Raw genomic sequence first — 19,180 nt, 5'->3', positions numbered from 1 at the left:
CATGGGGCTTTTTCTTTGCCGCTATATCAGGCCGGGGCGGATGTGCGGATCAGGTGATCAAAGGCACTCAGCGAAGCCTTCGCACCCTCGCCCACCGCAATCACGATCTGCTTGTACGGCACTGTAGTGACGTCACCGGCCGCGAAAATACCGGGCAACGAGGTTTCACAACGAGCATCGACAATGATCTCGCCACGCGGCGACAATTCGACGCTACCCTTGAGCCAGTCGGTGTTCGGCAACAGACCGATCTGTACAAAGATGCCTTCCAGGTCGACGGTGTGGAACTCACCTGAATCGCGATCCTTGTAGACCAGGCCGGTGACCTTCTGCCCGTCACCCTTGACTTCGCTGGTCAGCGCGCTGGTCACGACATTGACGTTCGGCAGGCTGTAGAGCTTGCGTTGCAGCACGGCATCGGCGCGCAGCTTGCTGTCGAACTCCAGCAGCGTCACGTGACTGACGATACCGGCCAGGTCGATGGCCGCCTCGACACCGGAGTTGCCGCCACCGATCACCGCGACACGCTTGCCCTTGAACAGCGGGCCGTCACAGTGCGGGCAGAAGCACACGCCCTTGGCCTTGTATTCCTGCTCGCCCGGCACACCCATTTCACGCCAGCGGGCGCCAGTGGCAAGGATCACGGTCTTGGCCTTGAGGCTGGCACCGCTTTCAAAACGCACTTCGTGCAGTTCACCGGCACGCTTTGCCGGCACCAGGGCACTGGCGCGTTGCAGGTTCATGATATCGACATCGTACTGGCGAACATGCTCTTCCAGGGCGCTGGCCAGTTTCGGCCCTTCGGTTTCCTGGACCGAGATAAAGTTCTCGATCGCCATGGTGTCCAGTACCTGGCCACCGAAACGCTCTGCCGCAACACCGGTACGAATACCTTTGCGTGCCGCGTAGATCGCTGCCGCGGCGCCGGCCGGGCCACCGCCGACCACCAGGACATCAAAGGCGTCCTTGGCGCTGATTTTTTCCGCTTGTTTCTCAATGGCGCCGGTGTCGAGCTTGCCGAGGATTTCCTCGAGGCCCATGCGGCCCTGGCCGAAGTTCACACCGTTGAGGTAAACGCTGGGGACCGCCATGATCTTGCGATCGTTGACTTCGTCCTGGAACAACGCGCCGTCGATGGCGACGTGGCGGATGTTCGGGTTCAGCACCGCCATCAGGTTCAACGCCTGGACCACGTCCGGGCAGTTCTGGCAGGACAGCGAGAAGTAGGTCTCGAAGTTGAACTCGCCCTTGAGCGAGCGGATCTGTTCGATCACTTCGACACTGGCCTTCGAAGGGTGGCCGCCGACTTGCAGCAGGGCCAGCACCAGCGAAGTGAATTCGTGGCCCATGGGGATACCGGCGAAACGCAGGCTGATATCGGCTCCCGGGCGATTCAACGAGAACGACGGCTTGCGTCCATCGGTACCGTTGTCCAACAAGGTGATCTGGGTGGAAAGACTGGCGACTTCTTTGAGCAGTGCGAGCATTTCCTGAGATTTCGCGCCGTCATCAAGGGAGGCGACGATCTCGATCGGTTGCGTAACCCGTTCCAGGTACGACTTCAACTGGGCTTTAAGATTGGCGTCCAACATGCGGGCGATTTCCCTTTTTCAGTACTGTAGACATAGCAACGCCCAGGTGATTACCACCCGGGCGTTATTGGGCGGTGCGGCTGACTTATGAGGTGCGGATGACCGCCCTTGAATGACTCACGGACTTAGATCTTGCCGACCAGGTCCAGGGACGGAGCCAGGGTGGCCTCGCCTTCTTTCCACTTGGCTGGACAAACTTCGCCTGGGTGAGCAGCAACGTACTGAGCGGCCTTGATCTTGCGCAGCAGCTCGGAAGCGTCACGGCCTACGCCGCCATCGTTGAGTTCAACGATTTTGATCTGGCCTTCCGGGTTGATCACGAAAGTACCGCGGTCGGCCAGGCCAGCTTCTTCGATCAGGACGTCGAAGTTGCGGGAGATGGTCAGGGTCGGGTCGCCGATCATGGTGTACTGGATTTTGCCGATGGCTGGCGAAGTGTTGTGCCAGGCAGCGTGGGCAAAGTGGGTGTCGGTCGACACGCTGTAGATTTCGACGCCCAGTTTCTGGAACTCGGCGTAGTTGTCAGCCAGGTCTTCCAGTTCGGTTGGGCAAACGAAGGTGAAGTCAGCTGGGTAGAAGAACACGACCGACCATTTGCCTTTCAGGTCAGCGTCCGAGACTTCGACGAATGCGCCGTTTTTGAAAGCGGTTGCTTTGAACGGTTTAACTTGGCTGTTGATGATAGGCATCGTTGACTCTCCGTCAGGGGTTAAGAAGTTGATGGGAGAATCCTAGCCATTCTTTTGCGTTCTGGCTCATTGGCAAAGCTGATGCTCGCGATTGGTTTTCGCTATGAGCAGACACTATTAATAGAAGAAATCTTATGCTCCTTGATCCACCGGCTTTTCGGCGATGAGCCCCATGCCTGGAAATGGGCTGGCCTCGATATAACGCATGGCCGATTTCATGTCCTTCCAGCCGACATAACTCATCAGTGACTTCAGGTCCCAACCACTGCGGTGGGCCCAGGTTGCGAAGCCACGGCGCAATGAATGGCTGGTGTAGTGTTCGGCGGCAATCCCGGCGCGCTCCAGGGCCTGGCGCAGCAAGGGGATGATGCTGTTGGCGTGCAAGCCCTCCTCCCCCAGATGCCCCCAGCGGTCGATGGCGCGAAACACCGGGCCGCGTACCAGCGCGGCACTGTTGATCCAGTCGATATAGGCCTGCACCGGACACAGGCGCTGCAAGGCCGGTGCCTGGTAGGTCTGGCCGAGGTTGTCGCGGTCGGTTTTGCTGCGCGGTAGATACAGCGTCATGCCGGAGCCTGCGACGGCTCGGACATGCTCGATCTCCAGGCGACACAGCTCGTCGCTGCGAAAGCCCCGCCAGAAGCCCAGCAGGATCAGCGCCTTGTCACGCCGGGCACGCAGCAGCGTCGGCCGATCATCGGCGGCCAGGGCCAGGGTCGCCTGCCCATCGAGACTGACGACGACTTGCTCCAGATGCTGCAACTGCAGTGGTTCAGCCTGCTTCTCCCGCGCCGGGTGCAGGGCGCGAATACCCTTGAACACCTTGCGTACCAGCGGCGCCTTGGTCGGATCGGCGAAACCCTGGCTGTTGTGCCACTGCGCCAGGGCTGACAGCCGCAGCTTCAGCGTGTTGATCGAGAGTACGCCGGCATGGGCCATCAGGTAGCGCACCACGCTATCGCTGGTGGCCGGCAGGAACCCGCCCCAACTCACTTCGAAATGTTCTATGGCGGCCTGATAGCTGCGACGGGTGTTGTCCCGCGTCGCTGCTTGCAGGTAGCGGTCCAGCTCGTTCATGGCCTCGATTCCCGGCATTCGTACGGATTCCCCGGGCAAAATCGCCAAAACGGCTTATCACACGGGGTAATACCAGTATATCCCGTGTCAATAATTTCAAATATCAGCTTTTTGTTTTTATCTATATGCTATGTAAATACATGGTACGTACCACAGTACGAAATCGTAGGAGAGAACATGGCTCGCGGCGGCGTAAACAAGGCAGTGGTGCAGACGGCACGCTTGGCGATCCTCGCCCGTGGCGAGCACCCGAGCATCGATGCGGTACGTATCGAAATGGGCAATACCGGCTCCAAGACCACCATCCACCGCTATCTCAAGGAGTTGGATGACGGTGATCTGCGCCGTGTGGCACCGGTGGAGTCGCTCGACGAAGAGCTGGGCGAACTGGTTTCGCGACTGGCGCAACGCCTTCAGGAACAGGCTCGGGAACCTGTCGAGCAGGCACTGGCACAACTGGCGGCGGAAAAAGCCGAATGGCAGGCGCAATTGGCCGAGATGGCCCGGCAGTTGGAGCAACAGCAACGCCAGTTCGAGATCCAGGGCGTGGCCCTGGCCAATGAATCCAGCAATCTGCTCGCCACCCGCTCGATGCTGCAGACCGAACAGACCCGCAACGCCGGGCTGAGCCAGGCCTGCAGCGACTACGAATTGCGCCTCAAGGACAAGGACCAGCAGATCCGCTCGCTGGAAGACAAGCACCTGCACGCCCGCGAAGCACTGGAGCACTTCCGCAGTGCCACCCGCGACCAGCGCGACCAGGAACAGCGCCGGCATGAAACGCAGGTTCAGCAAGTGCAGATGGAGTTACGCCAGGCCCAGCAGAGTGCGCTGGTACGCCAGGATGAGATCACCCAGTTGCACCGTGACAATGAGCGGCTACTGGCTGAGAGCCGAAACACCTCGAAGGCCCTCAAGCTGGCGCAGGAACAGCAGGAAAAAGAACGGCTGCGCGCAGAGCAGCAGACTCAGCACGCGCGGACGCTGGAAAACTCAAGCACCCTGCTCCAGGAGCGCCTGCGGGTGGTGCTGGAAGACAGTGAGTCGCTCAAGCTGGCGACCACGAACCAGCAGGAGCGCCTTCACGCGCTTGAACTCAAGCTGGCGGAAACCGAAACGGCGCTGAAAGCGCTCGATACGTCACTATAACCCTGCCGGCAATACGGCCCCCCAAGGGGGCCGCGCCCCTCTGAATCTGTACGGATTCACCCCCTGCTCCCCCCGAAAATCCACACGCCCCTATCTCGATCAGCTATTTCGCCGACCTGCGACATTCTGCCCCAGTGCAAAAAAGTACCGAACAAAGTGTCGTCAAGGATTTGTCAGGACGGCGTTTGAAGGCTGTAATCAATGCCAGATTCTTCCTGGGCACCGGAAGACACAACAACAATAAACTGACCTTCAGCGCCTCCGTGCGTAATGAAGAGGAGTGTTCGATGAAAGCCATTGCCACCGCACTGCTTGTCACCACCGGCCTCACCCTCAGCGGCGTCAGTCTCGCCGCCCAGACCCTGACCATCGCCACCGTCAACAACAGCGACATGATCCGCATGCAGAAGCTCTCGAAAACCTTCGAAGCCGAGCACCCGGACATCAAGCTCAACTGGGTGGTACTGGAAGAAAACGTCCTGCGCCAACGCCTGACCACCGATATCGCCACCCAGGGCGGCCAGTTCGACGTGCTGACCATCGGCATGTACGAAGCTGCACTCTGGGGCGCCAAAGGCTGGCTGGAACCGATGAACAACCTGCCCGCCGCCTACGACATCGACGACGTATTCCCGTCGGTGCGTGACGGTCTTTCCGTCAAGGGCACCCTGTTCGCCCTGCCGTTCTACGCCGAAAGCTCCATGACCTACTACCGCACCGACCTGTTCAAGGACGCCGGCCTGACCATGCCCGAGCGCCCGACCTGGGAACAGATCGGCGAATTCGCCGTCAAGCTCAACCACCCCGACAAGGAGCAATACGGTATCTGCCTGCGCGGCAAGGCCGGCTGGGGCGAGAACATGGCCCTGATCACCACCGTGGCCAATGCCTACGGCGCGCGCTGGTTCGATGAGAAATGGCAGCCGGAATTCAACGGTCCGGAGTGGAAGAACGCCCTGAACTTCTACGTCGACACCATGAAAAAAGCCGGCCCACCGGGCGCTTCGAGTAACGGTTTCAACGAAAACCTGGCGCTGTTCAACAGCGGCAAGTGCGCCATGTGGGTCGACGCCAGCGTGGCCGGCTCCTTCGTCACCGACAAGACCCAGAGCAAGGTCAGCGACCACGTCGGCTTTACCTACGCACCGCATCAGGTCACCGAGAAAGGCTCGGCCTGGCTCTACTCCTGGGCCCTGGCGATCCCGACCAGCTCCAAGGCCAAGGACGCGGCGAAAGTCTTCAGCAGCTGGGCCACCTCCAAGGAATACGGCGCCCTGGTTGCCAAGGAAGACGGCATTGCCAACGTACCGCCAGGCACCCGTGCCTCGACCTACAGCGATGCCTACATGAAGGCCGCGCCGTTCGCCAAGATCACCCTGGAATCACTGAAGGCCGCCAATCCGAAAGACCCGAGCGCCAAGCCCGTGCCTTATGTCGGGATCCAGTTGGTGACCATTCCCGAGTTCCAGGCCATCGGCACCCAGGTCGGCAAGCAGTTCTCCGCCGCACTGACCGGCCAGACCACCGTCGACAAGGCCCTGGCCGATGCCCAGACCTTCACCGAACGCGAAATGAAACGCGCGGGTTATCCGAAGTAACCCCATTCAGGGACAACACACCGTCCCTGTAGGAGCAGAGCTTGCTCGCGAAGCTTTTGACGGACTCAAAGCCGTCATCGCCAGCAAGCCCGGCCTCCCGAGCCCGCGCAATACCTGTTCGCTATTTGCCTTCCATTGGTTCTGATCACCATGAATACCTCCACTGCCAAAGCCCATATGGATATACCCCAGCCGTTGCGCAAAAGCCGTCTGCGCAACCCCGGCTGGTTTCTGGTCTCACCATCAGTCGGCCTGTTGCTGCTGTGGATGATCGTGCCCCTGGGCATGACCGTTTACTTTTCGCTGATCCGCTACAACCTGCTGTATCCGGGCGAGAACCAGTTCGTCGGCCTGGAAAACTACACCTACTTCCTGACCGACTCGGGCTTTCTCCCGGGCGCCACCAACACCCTGTTGCTGGTCGGTAGCGTATTGCTGATCAGCGTGGTGTTCGGCGTGCTGATCTCGGCACTGCTGGAAGCCAGCGAGTTCTTCGGCCGCGGCATCGTCCGGGTCCTGCTGATCTCGCCCTTCTTCATCATGCCCACCGTCGGTGCGCTGATCTGGAAAAACCTGATTTTCCACCCGGTCTCGGGGATTCTCGCCGCACTGTGGCGAGTGTTCGGCGCACAGCCGGTGGACTGGCTGGCCCATTACCCGCTGCTGTCGATCATCATCATCGTCTCCTGGCAGTGGCTGCCCTTCGCGATCCTGATCCTGATGACCGCCATGCAGTCCCTCGACCAGGAACAGAAAGAAGCCGCGCGCCTGGATGGTGCCGGCCCCGTGGCGATCTTCTGGCACCTGACCCTGCCGCACCTGGCCCGGCCGATTGCCGTGGTGGTGATGATCGAAACCATCTTCCTGCTCTCGGTGTTCGCGGAAATCTTCACCACCACCAACGGTGGTCCGGGCTACGCCTCGACCAACCTGGCCTACCTGATCTACAACCAGGCCCTGGTGCAGTTCGATGTCGGCATGGCTTCTGCCGGCGGTTTGATCGCCGTGATCATCGCCAATATCGCCGCGATCATCCTGGTCCGGATGATCGGCAAAAACCTGACAGACAAGCCTTGAGGCCCGCGCCATGACCCTCACACTCAAACAATCCCGGCGCCTGCAAAGCGTTCTGCTCGGCACCCTGGCCTGGGCCATCGCGATCCTGATCTTCTTCCCGATCTTCTGGATGGTGCTGACCAGCTTCAAGACCGAAATCGATGCGTTCGCCACGCCGCCGCAGTTCTTCTTCACCCCGACGCTGGAGAACTACCTGCATATCCAGGAGCGCAGCGACTACTTCCACTTCGCCTGGAACTCGGTGGTGATCTCCTTCAGCGCCACCTTGCTGTGCATGCTGATCGCGGTGCCGGCGGCCTACTCCATGGCGTTCTATGAAACCCAGAGGACCAAACGCACCCTGCTGTGGATGCTCTCCACCAAGATGCTGCCGCCGGTGGGTGTGCTGATGCCGATCTACCTGCTGGCCAAGAGCTTTGGCCTGCTGGACACGCGCCTGGCGCTGATCGTGATCTACACCCTGATCAACCTGCCGATCGTGGTCTGGATGATTTACACCTACTTCAAGGACATCCCCAAGGACATCCTCGAGGCGGCCCGCCTCGATGGCGCGACCCTGTGGCAGGAAATGGTCCGGGTGCTGCTGCCGATCAGCAAGGGCGGGCTGGCCTCGACCCTGCTGCTGTCGCTGATCCTGTGCTGGAACGAGGCGTTCTGGTCATTGAACCTGACCTCCTCCCAGGCCGCGCCGCTGACCGCATTGATCGCGTCCTATTCAAGCCCCGAAGGTTTGTTCTGGGCCAAATTATCGGCCGTTTCGACCCTGGCCTGTGCCCCGATCCTGATCTTCGGCTGGATCAGCCAGAAGCAGTTGGTGCGCGGCTTGTCCTTCGGCGCTGTGAAATAAATACTTAAAAGGAGCCTCACCATGGCCAACCTGAAAATCAAGAATCTGCAAAAAGGCTTCGAAGGCCTGTCCATCATCAAGGGCATCGACCTGCAAGTGAACGACCGCGAGTTCGTGGTCTTCGTCGGCCCGTCGGGCTGCGGAAAATCCACCCTGCTGCGCCTGATCGCGGGCCTCGAGGAAGTCACCTCCGGCACCATCGAGCTGGACGGTCGCGATATCACCGAAGTCAGCCCGGCCAAGCGCGACCTGGCGATGGTCTTCCAGACCTATGCCCTGTACCCGCACATGAGCGTCCGCAAGAACATGTCGTTCGCCCTCGACCTGGCCGGCGTGGCCAAGACCGAGGTGGAGCGCAAGGTCAATGAAGCCGCACGGATCCTCGAACTCGGGCCGCTGCTGGAGCGCAAGCCCAAGCAACTCTCCGGTGGCCAGCGCCAGCGTGTCGCCATCGGTCGCGCCATCGTGCGCAACCCGAAGATCTTCCTGTTCGACGAACCGCTGTCCAACCTCGACGCCGCCCTGCGGGTGCAGATGCGCCTGGAACTGGCGCGCCTGCACAAAGAGTTGCAGGCCACCATGATCTACGTGACCCACGACCAGGTCGAAGCCATGACCCTGGCCGACAAGGTGGTGGTGCTCAATGCCGGGCGCGTCGAGCAGGTCGGTTCGCCCCTGGAGCTCTACCACGCACCGGCCAACCTGTTCGTCGCCGGCTTCCTCGGCACGCCGAAAATGGGTTTTCTCAAGGGTAAGGTCAGTCGCCTCGACGGCCAGGGCTGTGAAGTCGAACTGGAGGCCGGCACGCGCATCAGCCTGCCGTTGAGCGATCCCGGCCTCAGCGTCGGCAGCCCGGTGACCCTGGGGATTCGCCCGGAGCACCTGGAGCTCGCCAAGCCGGGCGACTGCACCTTGCAGGTCACCGCCGACGTCGGCGAACGCCTGGGCAGCGACACCTTCTGCCACGTGCGCACCGCCTCCGGTGAGGCCCTGACCATGCGTATCCGCGGGGACATGGCCAGCCAGTACGGGGAAACCCTCAAGCTGCACCTGGACAGCAGCCACTGCCATTTATTCGATGCCAACGGTGTAGCGGTCGCCCGTCCGCTGCGCGCTGCCGCCTGATTGCCGAGAGCCTTAGCAATGAAACTGAACAAGCAGAATCTCAACCGGCTGGCTCCTGAAGTCCGCCTGCCCCTCTACAACCTGGCCGATACCCGCCAGGGCATCGTCCATATCGGCGTCGGTGGTTTCCATCGCGCCCACCAGGCGTACTACACCGACGCCCTGATGAATACCGGCGAGGGCCTGGACTGGGCCATCTGCGGGGCCGGCCTGCGCAACGAAGACCGCCGCGCCCGGGACGACCTGGCCGGGCAGGACTACCTCTTCACCTTGTTTGAGCTGGGCGACAGCGATGACACCGAAGTCCGGGTGATCGGCGCCATCAGCGACATGCTGCTGGCCCAGGACGACCGCCAGGCCCTGATCGACAAGCTGGCCTCGCCGCAGATCCGCATCGTCTCGCTGACCATCACCGAAGGTGGCTACTGCATCGACGACAGCAACGGCGAGTTCATGACGCACCTGCCGCAGATCCAGCACGACCTCACCCACCCCGACGCGCCGCAGACCGTCTTCGGCTTTCTCTGCGCGGCCCTGGCCAAACGCCGGGCCGCCGGTATCCCGGCCTTCACCCTGATGTCCTGCGACAACCTGCCCCACAACGGCGCGGTGGCCCGCAAGGCCCTGCTGGCCTTCGCCGCCTTGCGCGACGCCGACCTGCATGACTGGATCGCCGCCCATGTGAGCTTTCCCAATGCCATGGTCGACCGCATCACGCCGATGACCAGCACCGCCCACCGCCTGCAACTGCACGACGAACACGCCGTCGACGATGCCTGGCCGGTGGTTTGCGAACCCTTTGTGCAATGGGTGCTGGAAGACAAGTTCGTCAACGGCCGTCCGGCCTGGGAAAAGGTCGGCGTGCAGTTCACCGACGACGTCACACCCTATGAAGAAATGAAGATCAAGCTGCTCAACGGCAGCCATCTGGCCCTGACCTACCTGGGTTTCCTCAAGGGTTACCGGTTTGTCCACGAGACCATGAACGACCCGCTGTTCGTCAAGTACATGCGTGCCTACATGGACCTGGACGTCACCCCGCAACTGGCGCCGGTACCGGGCATCGACCTGACCGAGTACAAGGACACCCTGGTACAGCGCTTCTCCAACCAGGCGATTGCCGACCAGTTGGAGCGGGTGTGTTCCGATGGTTCGTCGAAGTTTCCCAAGTTCACCATCCCGACCCTCAACCGGCTGATTGCCGACGGTCGCGAGACCGAGCGCGCGGCGCTGGTGGTGGCGGCCTGGGCCTTGTACCTCAAGGGTGTCGATGAAAACGGCACGACCTACAGCATTCCGGACCCACGGGCCGAATTCTGTCAGGCGCTGGTGGCGGATGACACCTTGATCGTGCAGCGGCTGTTCGCTGTCGAGGAAATTTTCGGCACGGCGATTCCCCAGTCCGCCGAGTTTATCGCCGCTTTCGAACGCTGCTTCAACAGTTTGCGAGAAGTGGGCGTGAGCAAGACGCTGGAACGTTTGCTGGCGAAAACGAACTGAATGCGTGACGAACCTTTGTGGCGATCGGGCTTGCCACAGGTTAGCTCTCCACAAAGGGATCGCCTTACTCAAGCAGGCCAAGCATGAATCAGAAACTCTATCTCGGTATCGATTGCGGTACCCAAGGCACCAAGGCCATCGTCCTCGACACCGTCAGCGGCCAGGTGCTGGGCCAGGGCTCGGCCCCACACGACATGATCAGCGGCGCCAACGGTCGCCGCGAGCAGGACACCGGGCAATGGCTGGACGCTTTTGTCCAGGCCACCCGGCAAGCACTGGCCGCCGCCGCTGTCGACGGCCAGGCCATCCTCGGCCTCGGCGTTTCCGGCCAGCAACACGGCCTGGTCCTGCTCGATGAACAAGGCCAGGTCCTGCGCCCGGCCAAACTCTGGTGCGACACCGAAACCACGCCGGAAAACCAGCGCCTGCTGGAACGGCTGGGAGGCGAGCAGGGTTCACTCGAACGCCTCGGCCTGGTCATCGCTCCCGGCTATACCGTGTCCAAGTTGCTCTGGACCAAAGAGCAGCACCCGGACCTGTTCGCCCGGATCGCCCATATCCTGCTGCCCCACGATTACCTCAACTACTGGCTTACCGGCCGCAGTTGCGCGGAATACGGCGATGCCTCGGGCAGCGGCTATTTCGATGTGCGCAAGCGCTGCTGGGACCTGCCGTTGCTGGACGGGATCGACCCCAGCGGGCGCCTGCAAGCCGCCTTGCCGGAACTGATCGAAGCCCACCAGCCGGTGGGTCGGGTCCTTCCCGAGATCGCCGGACTGCTGGGCATCAACCCCAACGCCCTGGTCTCCAGTGGCGGCGGCGACAACATGATGGGCGCCATCGGTACCGGCAATATCCAGGCAGGGATCATCACCATGAGCCTGGGCTCGTCCGGTACGGTCTATGCCTATGCCGACCAGCCCCTGGTCAGCCCCCACGCCTCGGTCGCGGCCTTTTGCTCTTCCAGCGGCGGCTGGCTGCCGCTGATCTGCACCATGAACCTGACCAACGCCACCGGCGCGCTGCGTGAGCTGTTCGCTCTCGGGCTCGACGACTTCAATGCCCGGGTCGAGCAAGCGCCGATCGGCGCCGACGGGGTCAGCATGCTGCCATTTCTCAACGGCGAGCGGGTCCCCGCCCTGCCCCAGGCGACTGGCAGCCTGTCAGGCCTGACCCTGACCAACCTGACCCAGGCCAACCTGTGTCGCGCGGTCGTCGAGGGCACCACCTTCGGCCTGCGTTACGGCCTGGACCTGCTGCGTGAGGCCGGCCTCAAGAGCCACGGTATCCGCCTGACCGGTGGTGGTTCGAAAAGCCCGGTGTGGCGGCAGATGGTCGCCGATATCATGGACACCCCGGTGGTCTGCACCCGCCAGAGCGAAGCTGCGGCCCTCGGTGCGGCGATCCAGGCCGCCTGGTGTGAATCCGCCGGTGTGCAAAACCTGGCCGAACTGTGCGAACGTTGCGTCAGCCTCGATCCGGCCAGCGAAACCCGGCCGATAGCAGCCAACGTCGCCGCCTACCAACCCGTTTATCAGCACTACCGCCAACAGGTAGCGGCCCTTCAAGAGTGAGTACCCATGTATCTGGTCTGTGGTGAAGCGCTGTTCGATTTTTTCAGTGAGCCTGACGCGAGCGGGCAAACCTCGAAAGTGAATTTCAAGGCGATTGCCGGCGGTTCGCCGTTCAACGTTGCGGTCGGCCTGCGCCGCCTGGGGGTCGACGCGGCATTGTTTGCCGGCCTGTCCACCGATTACCTGGGGCGCCGTCTGCAGCAAGTCTTGCAGGAAGAAGGTGTGCGTGGCGATTACCTGCTGGACTTCGACGCTCCCACCACCCTGGCGATGGTTGCCGTGGGCGCCGACGGTTCGCCCCATTACAGTTTCCGCGGCGAAGGCTGTGCCGACCGCCAGTTGCTGCCGGGCCACCTGCCGAAGTTGGGTGACGAGGTGCGTGGTTTGCACATCGGCTCGTTTTCGCTGGTGGTGCAACCGATTGCCGATACCCTGCTGACCCTGGTGCAGAGGGAAAGCGGCCGGCGGCTGATTACCCTCGACCCCAACGTGCGACTCAATCCGGAACCGAATATCGAGCTCTGGCGCCAACGCATCGCGGCCCTGGCCGAACATGCCGACATGATCAAGGTCAGCGATGAAGACCTGGGCCTGCTCTACCCGGATCGCGACCCGCAGAGCATCGCCCAGGAGTGGCTGGCCCAGCGCTGCCAACTGGTGTTCCTGACCCGTGGCACCCAGGGCGCCAGCGTCTACAGTCGCCAGCATGGACACTGGTCGGTACCGGCCCGCGAAGTCATCACCGCCGATACCGTCGGTGCCGGCGATACCTTCCAGGCCGCGCTGATCGCCTGGTTGACCGAACAGCAGCTTGATTCAGTGGAAGGTCTGGAGCGCCTGGACAAGGCCCAGATCGACGCGATGCTGAACTTCGCCGTCAGCGCCGCGGCGATCACCTGCAGTCGCACCGGGCCGGACCTGCCCTATCGCCATCAGGTGGTGTGACCCCGGAAAAACGACAGACGGCGCTTCGAACTGTCATTTCTAACAGGTGGCAAAGAGATAGCAGAGGAGTTAACTAAACCCGTCACTTGTAGAAAAGCCGTTACAGGTGGGTAAACACTTTTGCTCATCAGGGATGGACCCAACATGAACAACCGTCTGAAGCTTCCAGCCACGTCTCTAATGATGATCGGCGCCTTGTCCGCCAGCGTCCTGCTGACACCCGCGCAAGCCGCCACCCTTCAACCCGTCGGCCCCACCACCGTCACCGCCAGCAGCCTGGCGCAATCGGTGAACAGCACAGGAAAAGTTGTGGGGGCCGTCGGCTCCGATACCCCCGGCGGGCCCGATAGCGCCTGGGTCGATCCCGGTGTCACGCTGACCCCGCTGAGTCCCGGCGAGTCGTGCCGGGCCAACAGCATCAGCAACGAACCGCAGGGGAGAAATATCCAGAGTGTGCTCGGTACTTGCACAACGGCCACAGGCCCGGCGCATGTGACAACCTGGTCACCCGAGAGCGATAACCCAACGGAAGACAAACCCCTGTCGTTACTCGGCACCGGCCTGCTGCCCGATCCCAGCGCCCAGGCCACCGCCAGGAACAGGGTCACGGGTACTACCGCCGGCCAGAGTTTCGACAGTGCCGGACAAGCCGCGTCAATCGCCTGGAATCAGGGCGCCGCCGTCGCCCTGACCTTGCTCGATGTGCCACTGGTGCGGGACAACTGTCTGCCTGTCGCGGTCAATTACCGGGTGTTCAGCAACGTCGACATCGCTCTCAATTGCCCCAATCCCGATGGCACCGTGACGCCGAAGCTTGCCACCAATGGCTTGCTGGGGTTTACCGTCGTCGCCCTGCCCCTTCCGGCCAACAGCCACTGCGAAGCCGTGATGGTGAACGCGGTGCGCGAGGTGTTTGGCACCTGTGTCAATCCCGCGACCAACCAACCGACCGCCACCTACTGGGCGACCCCGTCCAGTGTGCCGAAATTGCTGAATATCTCCGGTAATCCGGCGAGTCAAGCCAAATTCGCCAACGATCTGGGCTATGTGGCCGTCACCTACCAATTGGCTTCCGGAGGCCTTGCGGCGGCGCTCTGGCACCCTGCCACCAGCCAGATATTCCTGGTCAATACGGCAGCGAACATCACCTCGGTCGCAATCGTAGCGCTGGCGGGCAGCAATCGCATGCTGCTGAACCAGACGGACAGCAGCCAGATCGTGGCCGGGGCCAGCTGGACGGTTGAAAACGGCGTACAGGCCCTGGGAACCTATCAGGGGCAGACCGTCACCGGGGTCGACATCGACACCAGCGGCAGCTACGCCGCCGCAAGCGCCACTGTCGGCGGAAAACTGATAGCGCTCAGAGCCATCCTCCCTTAACCCGGCCCAGGGCCGCGGCCCCCGTAACCAGCAGTAACGGGGGCTACCAGGGTCCATGAGTCAGGTCGGCGCTGATCTGGACAAGGCGCCCCGATCCGGCAACAGGATCAACCGCGCGGAGAATTGCCATCCTCCACCAATCCCCAATCCTTGGCATCGAGCTCCTTCGCCGCGATCGGTGGCGCGGGAGGCGTCTTCTGCACGGTCAGGGCCGCGGTATCCTGATGCAGTTTCAGGCGCAGGCGCAGGTTGTTCACCGAGTCGGCGTTCTTCAGCGCTTCTTCCTCGTCGATCGCGCCCTCCACCACCAGCTCGAACAGTGCCGTATCGAAGGTGCGCATGCCGATAAGCTCGGACTTCTCCATGATGCCCTTGAGCTCGGAAAACTCATTGCGCTTGATAAAGTCTCGCACCGTCGGCGTGCCCAGCATCACTTCCACCGCCGCCCGGCGCTTGCCGTCCAGGGTCGCGACCAGACGCTGTGAAACGAACGCCTTGAGGTTGTTGCCCAAGTCATTGAGCAATTGCGGCCGGCGGTCTTCCGGGAAGAAGTTGATGATGCGGTCCAGCGCCTGGTTGGCGTTGTTGGCGTGCAGGGTGGAGATCGCCAGGTGCCCGGTATCGGCGAAGGCCAGGGCGTGTTCCATGGTTTCACGGTCGCGGATCTCGCCGATCAGGATCACGTCCGGGGCCTGGCGCAGGGTGTTTTTCAGCGCCGCGTGGAAACTGCGGGTGTCGACCCCGACTTCGCGCTGGTTGATGATCGACTTCTTGTGCCGATGGATATACTCCACCGGGTCTTCGATGGTGATGATGTGGCCGCTGCTGTGGCGGTTGCGATAGTCGATCAGCGCCGCCAGCGACGTTGACTTGCCCGAACCCGTGGCGCCGACGAACAGCACCAGGCCACGCTTTTCCATGATGGTCTCGAGCAGGATCGGCGGCAGCTTGAGGTCTTCGAAGCGAGGGATTTCCAGCTTGATATTGCGCGCGACGATGGAGACTTCGTTACGCTGCTTGAAGATGTTGATGCGGAAACGGCCGACACCGGGCAAGGACATCGCCAGGTTCATTTCCAGTTCACGCTCGAACTGCAGGCGTTGTTCGGCATCCATGATACCGTCGGCAATGGCCGCCACTTCACCCAGCTTCAGCGAGTCCGTGCCCAACGGCTTGAGCACGCCGTTGAATTTGGCACAGGGTGGCGCACCGGTGGACAGGTACAGGTCCGAACCGTCCTGGGCCGCCAGGGTTTTCAGCAATGCGTGGATATCCATGGCAAAGTTGTCCGCAATACAGTCAAAAAAGGTTTGTGCGATTAAGCTTGTGTCATTTGGATATGACGCGTGTCTACAGCTTGGCGGGATAATAAGCCGCGGCGCAACCCAAAGCTTCACCTTCAAGGCAGGTTTATGAACGGATCTCTAGGCGACACCGCCACCCGACTCGGTACCTGGGACTGGGATATCGACCAGGACCTTTTTATCGCCGATGCCCACTTCGCCCAATTGCACGGGGTCGACCCGGCGCTGGCCAGCCAGACGCCCATCAGTGTCTACATGGACAGCGTGCACCCCGAGGACCGCGCGCTGGTGGCCCACGGCATCAAGCAGTGCCTGGAGCAGCACACCGAGCACACCGAAGAATACCGGGTATTGCAGGCCGACGGCCAGGTGCGCTGGGTCTTTGCCCGCGGACGCTGCCACCTCGGGCCCCATGGTCGGGCGCGGCGCTTCGTTGGCGCCGCACTGGACATCACCGAGCACAAACGCACCGAAGAGGCACTGCGCAATCTCAACGAGACCCTGGAGGAGCGCGTCGCCCAGCGTACCCGGGCGCTGGCCGAGTCCAACCAGCGCTTGCAGAACGAAATGTTCGAGCGTGAGCGGGCCGAAGAAGCCTTGCGTCATGCGCAGAAAATGGAAGCGGTGGGACAGCTCACCGGCGGCATCGCCCATGACTTCAACAACATGCTCACCGGCATTATCGGCAGCCTGGACCTGATGCAACGTTATATCGCCGCCGGGCGCAGCGACGAAATCGGCCGTTTTGCCGACGCCGCGGTGAGCTCGGCGCAACGGGCCGCCGCCCTCACCCACCGACTGCTGGCGTTTTCCCGGCGGCAATCGCTGGACCGCAAGCGCATTGATCCCAACCAGTTGGTGCGGTCGCTGGAAGAGCTGTTCAGCCGTACCAAAGGCGCCCATATCACCTTGAAGGTCGAGCTGGGCCAGGACGTGTGGCCGGTCAACACCGACACCGGGCAACTGGAAAGCGCCCTGCTCAACCTGGTGATCAACGCCCGCGACGCCATGCCCGACGGCGGCGAACTGCGTATCGTAACCAGCAACAGCTACCTCGATGGCGGCGATATCAGCACCCTGGAACCGGTCAAGGCCGGCGACTATGTGATGATCGGCGTCAGCGACAATGGGACCGGCATGAGCCCGTTGATCCTGGCCAAGGCCTTCGACCCGTTCTTCACCACCAAGCCCATCGGCCAGGGCACGGGCCTGGGTCTGTCGATGATCTATGGCTTTGCCCAGCAGTCCGGCGGTCATGTCACCCTGGAAAGCGAGCCGGGCAAAGGCACCTGCGTGCGCCTGTACCTGCCGCGTTATCACGCGCCGCAAACCGAGACGCCGCGACCGTCGCGGCAACCCGCGGAGTCACCGCTGGCCGAGGCCGACGAGTCGGTGATGGTGGTTGAGGATGATCCGGCGGTACGGATGCTGGTGCTCAATGTCCTCGACGAGCTGGGTTATACCGTGCACCCGGCGGCGGATGCGCGGACCGCCTTGCCACTGCTGGAGTCGAGCCTGCGCATTGACCTGCTGGTGACCGATGTCGGCCTGCCGGGGATGAACGGCCGGCAACTGGCGGAAGTCGCCCGCCAGCACCGTCCGGGGCTCAAGGTGCTGTTCATGACCGGTTATGCCGAGAAGGCCGCCGAGCGCCAGGGTTTCCTGGAGCCTGGCATGGACCTGATCGCCAAGCCTTTCACCCTCGATGCACTGGCGAACAGGGTGCGTGACATGATCGGGCAAGCGTCCTGATCTTCGGGCATAATCCCGCGCCCGTCGCACGCCCCAACGTTTCAAGGTAACGAATCGATGAAAGCCCAAGCCCGTCACATCCTGGTCAAGACCGCCGAGGAAGCCGAACAACTCAAGCAACGCATCGCCAAGGGCGAAGCCTTCGATGTGTTGGCCAAGAAGTACTCCACCTGCCCGTCCGGCAAACGCGGTGGGGATCTGGGTGAAGTCCGGCCGGGACAGATGGTCGGGGCCATCGACCAGGTGATTTTCAAGAAGCCGCTGCGTACCGTCCACGGGCCGATCAAGAGCAAGTTCGGGTATCACCTGGTGCAGGTCTTTTACCGCGATTAAGGCACGTATCACTTGTGGCGAGCGGGCTTGCCCGCGCGGGGGCGCGAAGCGGCCCTGAAACCTGTGATCCGGGTGCATCAGGTCGAATGCAGTGACTGGCTTCACGACTGCTTCGCAGCCGAACGGGGCGGTGCGGCGTCCCGACAAGCCCCCTCGCCACAAAAATAGCACCTCCACACACTCAGGCCTGAACCCTCAGTCTCGCGGAATCAGCGCCCCACGCACCTGGATCACCCGACTTGCCAGCCGATGCCCGGCCAACGCCGCCGCTTGCGGATCCCCGCCCGTCAGGCGGCTGGCCAGATACGCCGCACTGAACGAATCCCCCGCCGCCGTGGTATCCACCACTGTCTCGACCTTCTGCGCCGGCACCTCGAACGCCTCGCCCGCACAGCGAATCAGGCAACTCTCGGCACCCCGCTTGATCACCACTTCCGGGATGCCGATAGGCTCGTAGGCACGGAACACCGCCTCGCCATCGGCATAATCAAACAACGCCTGCTCGTCTTCCAGGGTCAACAGGGCCAGGTCGACATAGGGCAATACCGAACGATAGGCCGTACGCGCCTGCTCGACATCCGCCCAGAGACGTGGCCGGTAGTTGTTGTCGAAGACCACCCGGGTATCGCCCCGACGGGCCTCTTGCAGCACGGCAATCAGCTTTTCCCGCCCGAGCTCCCCCAGCACCGCCAGAGTGATGCCGCTGAAATACAGCACGTCGTAATCTGGTAACGCCGCCAGCACCGGGGCCGCTGTCGGCGCGGTGAAGCAGTCGCGCACGGCCGCTTCGTTGCGCCAGTAGAGAAAGCGCCGCTCCCCCTTGGCGTCGGTCTGGATGCAGTACAAACCGGGCAAGCGCCCTGGCAGGCGCTGAACCAGGTCCAGGCCGATACCTTCCTCGCGCCAGACCCGGCACATGCTGTCGCTGAAGCTGTCGTCACCCAGGGCGGTGACATAGTCCACCGAGGCCCGTCCGCCCAGTTCGCGGGACAGATAGACGGCGGTGTTCAGGGTGTCGCCGCCGAAGCTCTGGTGCAGGCTGCCGTCGGCGTGTTGTTGCAGTTCGATCATGCACTCGCCGATCAGGGCGATACGTGGTGGCGGCAGGTTCAAAGTGGTCATTCTGCTGGTCTCGTGGGGTCAGAACGGGCCTCTTCGTGGCGGTGCTGCGATCCGACAAGCCCTGCTCCTACAGTTTTGTGTCGTATCCAAAATCTGTATTCGACGCCGTACTGTAG

At 62.1% G+C, this 19,180-nt stretch carries 15 protein-coding genes and 1 pseudogene; 11 read left to right on the top strand and 5 right to left on the bottom strand.

Going from position 1 to position 19,180, the window contains the following annotated elements:
- Window positions 1-26: 26 nt before the first annotated feature.
- From ahpF to CWE01_RS14250, 3 genes are all read right to left on the bottom strand, one after another.
- A complete protein-coding gene (ahpF, locus tag CWE01_RS14260) occupies window positions 27-1,592 on the bottom strand; it encodes an alkyl hydroperoxide reductase subunit F (protein ID WP_100941168.1) in 1,566 nt (521 codons plus the stop codon).
- A gap of 125 nt (window positions 1,593-1,717) precedes the next feature.
- Window positions 1,718-2,281 (bottom strand): alkyl hydroperoxide reductase subunit C, encoded by a 564-nt coding sequence (gene ahpC, locus CWE01_RS14255; RefSeq protein ID WP_100941167.1) that lies wholly within the window; start codon window positions 2,279-2,281, stop codon window positions 1,718-1,720.
- A gap of 132 nt (window positions 2,282-2,413) precedes the next feature.
- Window positions 2,414-3,358: a site-specific integrase gene (locus CWE01_RS14250; protein ID WP_100941166.1), complete on the bottom strand. Its 945-nt coding sequence runs from the start codon at window positions 3,356-3,358 to the stop codon at window positions 2,414-2,416.
- A 177-nt stretch (window positions 3,359-3,535) separates the two neighbouring features.
- Between CWE01_RS14250 and CWE01_RS14245 the strand changes: the two genes are divergently transcribed.
- The 9 genes from CWE01_RS14245 to CWE01_RS14205 all read left to right on the top strand — a co-directional run bounded on the left by CWE01_RS14245 (window position 3,536) and on the right by CWE01_RS14205 (window position 14,553).
- Window positions 3,536-4,507: a DNA-binding protein gene (locus tag CWE01_RS14245; RefSeq protein WP_100941165.1), complete on the top strand. Its 972-nt coding sequence runs from the start codon at window positions 3,536-3,538 to the stop codon at window positions 4,505-4,507.
- A 287-nt stretch (window positions 4,508-4,794) separates the two neighbouring features.
- Window positions 4,795-6,105: a sugar ABC transporter substrate-binding protein gene (locus CWE01_RS14240; protein WP_100941164.1), complete on the top strand. Its 1,311-nt coding sequence runs from the start codon at window positions 4,795-4,797 to the stop codon at window positions 6,103-6,105.
- 150 nt (window positions 6,106-6,255) lie between these two features.
- Window positions 6,256-7,182, top strand: coding sequence for a carbohydrate ABC transporter permease (locus CWE01_RS14235; RefSeq protein WP_100941177.1), 927 nt, complete (start codon window positions 6,256-6,258; stop codon window positions 7,180-7,182).
- Window positions 7,183-7,192: 10 nt separating this feature from the next.
- Window positions 7,193-8,029 carry a carbohydrate ABC transporter permease gene (locus CWE01_RS14230; protein WP_100941163.1) on the top strand — a complete coding sequence of 279 codons (837 nt, stop codon included), beginning with the start codon at window positions 7,193-7,195 and terminating at the stop codon, window positions 8,027-8,029.
- A 21-nt stretch (window positions 8,030-8,050) separates the two neighbouring features.
- Complete coding sequence (locus tag CWE01_RS14225) at window positions 8,051-9,154, top strand: ABC transporter ATP-binding protein (protein ID WP_100941162.1); 1,104 nt, start codon at window positions 8,051-8,053, stop codon at window positions 9,152-9,154.
- An 18-nt stretch (window positions 9,155-9,172) separates the two neighbouring features.
- Window positions 9,173-10,654: a mannitol dehydrogenase family protein gene (locus CWE01_RS14220; RefSeq protein WP_100941161.1), complete on the top strand. Its 1,482-nt coding sequence runs from the start codon at window positions 9,173-9,175 to the stop codon at window positions 10,652-10,654.
- Between the two features lie 83 nt (window positions 10,655-10,737).
- The gene (gene xylB / locus CWE01_RS14215) at window positions 10,738-12,228 is read left to right on the top strand and encodes a xylulokinase (protein ID WP_100941160.1); all 1,491 of its coding nucleotides are present in this window, start codon (window positions 10,738-10,740) and stop codon (window positions 12,226-12,228) included.
- Window positions 12,229-12,234: 6 nt separating this feature from the next.
- A complete protein-coding gene (locus CWE01_RS14210) occupies window positions 12,235-13,173 on the top strand; it encodes a carbohydrate kinase (RefSeq protein ID WP_100941159.1) in 939 nt (312 codons plus the stop codon).
- A 144-nt stretch (window positions 13,174-13,317) separates the two neighbouring features.
- A complete protein-coding gene (locus CWE01_RS14205) occupies window positions 13,318-14,553 on the top strand; it encodes a hypothetical protein (protein ID WP_157815218.1) in 1,236 nt (411 codons plus the stop codon).
- A gap of 107 nt (window positions 14,554-14,660) precedes the next feature.
- Here the strand turns inward: CWE01_RS14205 and CWE01_RS14200 are convergent, their stop codons facing one another.
- Window positions 14,661-15,830 carry a PilT/PilU family type 4a pilus ATPase gene (locus CWE01_RS14200; RefSeq protein ID WP_100941157.1) on the bottom strand — a complete coding sequence of 390 codons (1,170 nt, stop codon included), beginning with the start codon at window positions 15,828-15,830 and terminating at the stop codon, window positions 14,661-14,663.
- Window positions 15,831-15,998: 168 nt separating this feature from the next.
- Between CWE01_RS14200 and CWE01_RS14195 the strand changes: the two are divergent.
- Window positions 15,999-17,609 (top strand): annotated as a pseudogene (locus tag CWE01_RS14195) (ATP-binding protein); the annotation flags it as partial.
- A 57-nt stretch (window positions 17,610-17,666) separates the two neighbouring features.
- Complete coding sequence (locus CWE01_RS14190; protein WP_007932676.1) at window positions 17,667-17,942, top strand: peptidylprolyl isomerase; 276 nt, start codon at window positions 17,667-17,669, stop codon at window positions 17,940-17,942.
- A 195-nt stretch (window positions 17,943-18,137) separates the two neighbouring features.
- On the opposite strand, the gene CWE01_RS14185 is transcribed toward CWE01_RS14190, so the two are convergent.
- On the bottom strand, window positions 18,138-19,064 hold the full coding sequence (locus CWE01_RS14185) for a sugar kinase (RefSeq protein WP_100941156.1): 927 nt from the start codon (window positions 19,062-19,064) through the stop codon (window positions 18,138-18,140).
- Window positions 19,065-19,180 lie beyond the last annotated feature (116 nt).

Source organism: Pseudomonas sp. QS1027 (assembly GCF_002814235.1).
In the GTDB taxonomy this organism is placed as follows: domain Bacteria; phylum Pseudomonadota; class Gammaproteobacteria; order Pseudomonadales; family Pseudomonadaceae; genus Aquipseudomonas.
The sequence above is the reverse complement of the archived record's forward strand: the minus strand, read 5'-3'. Positions and strand labels throughout refer to the sequence as shown.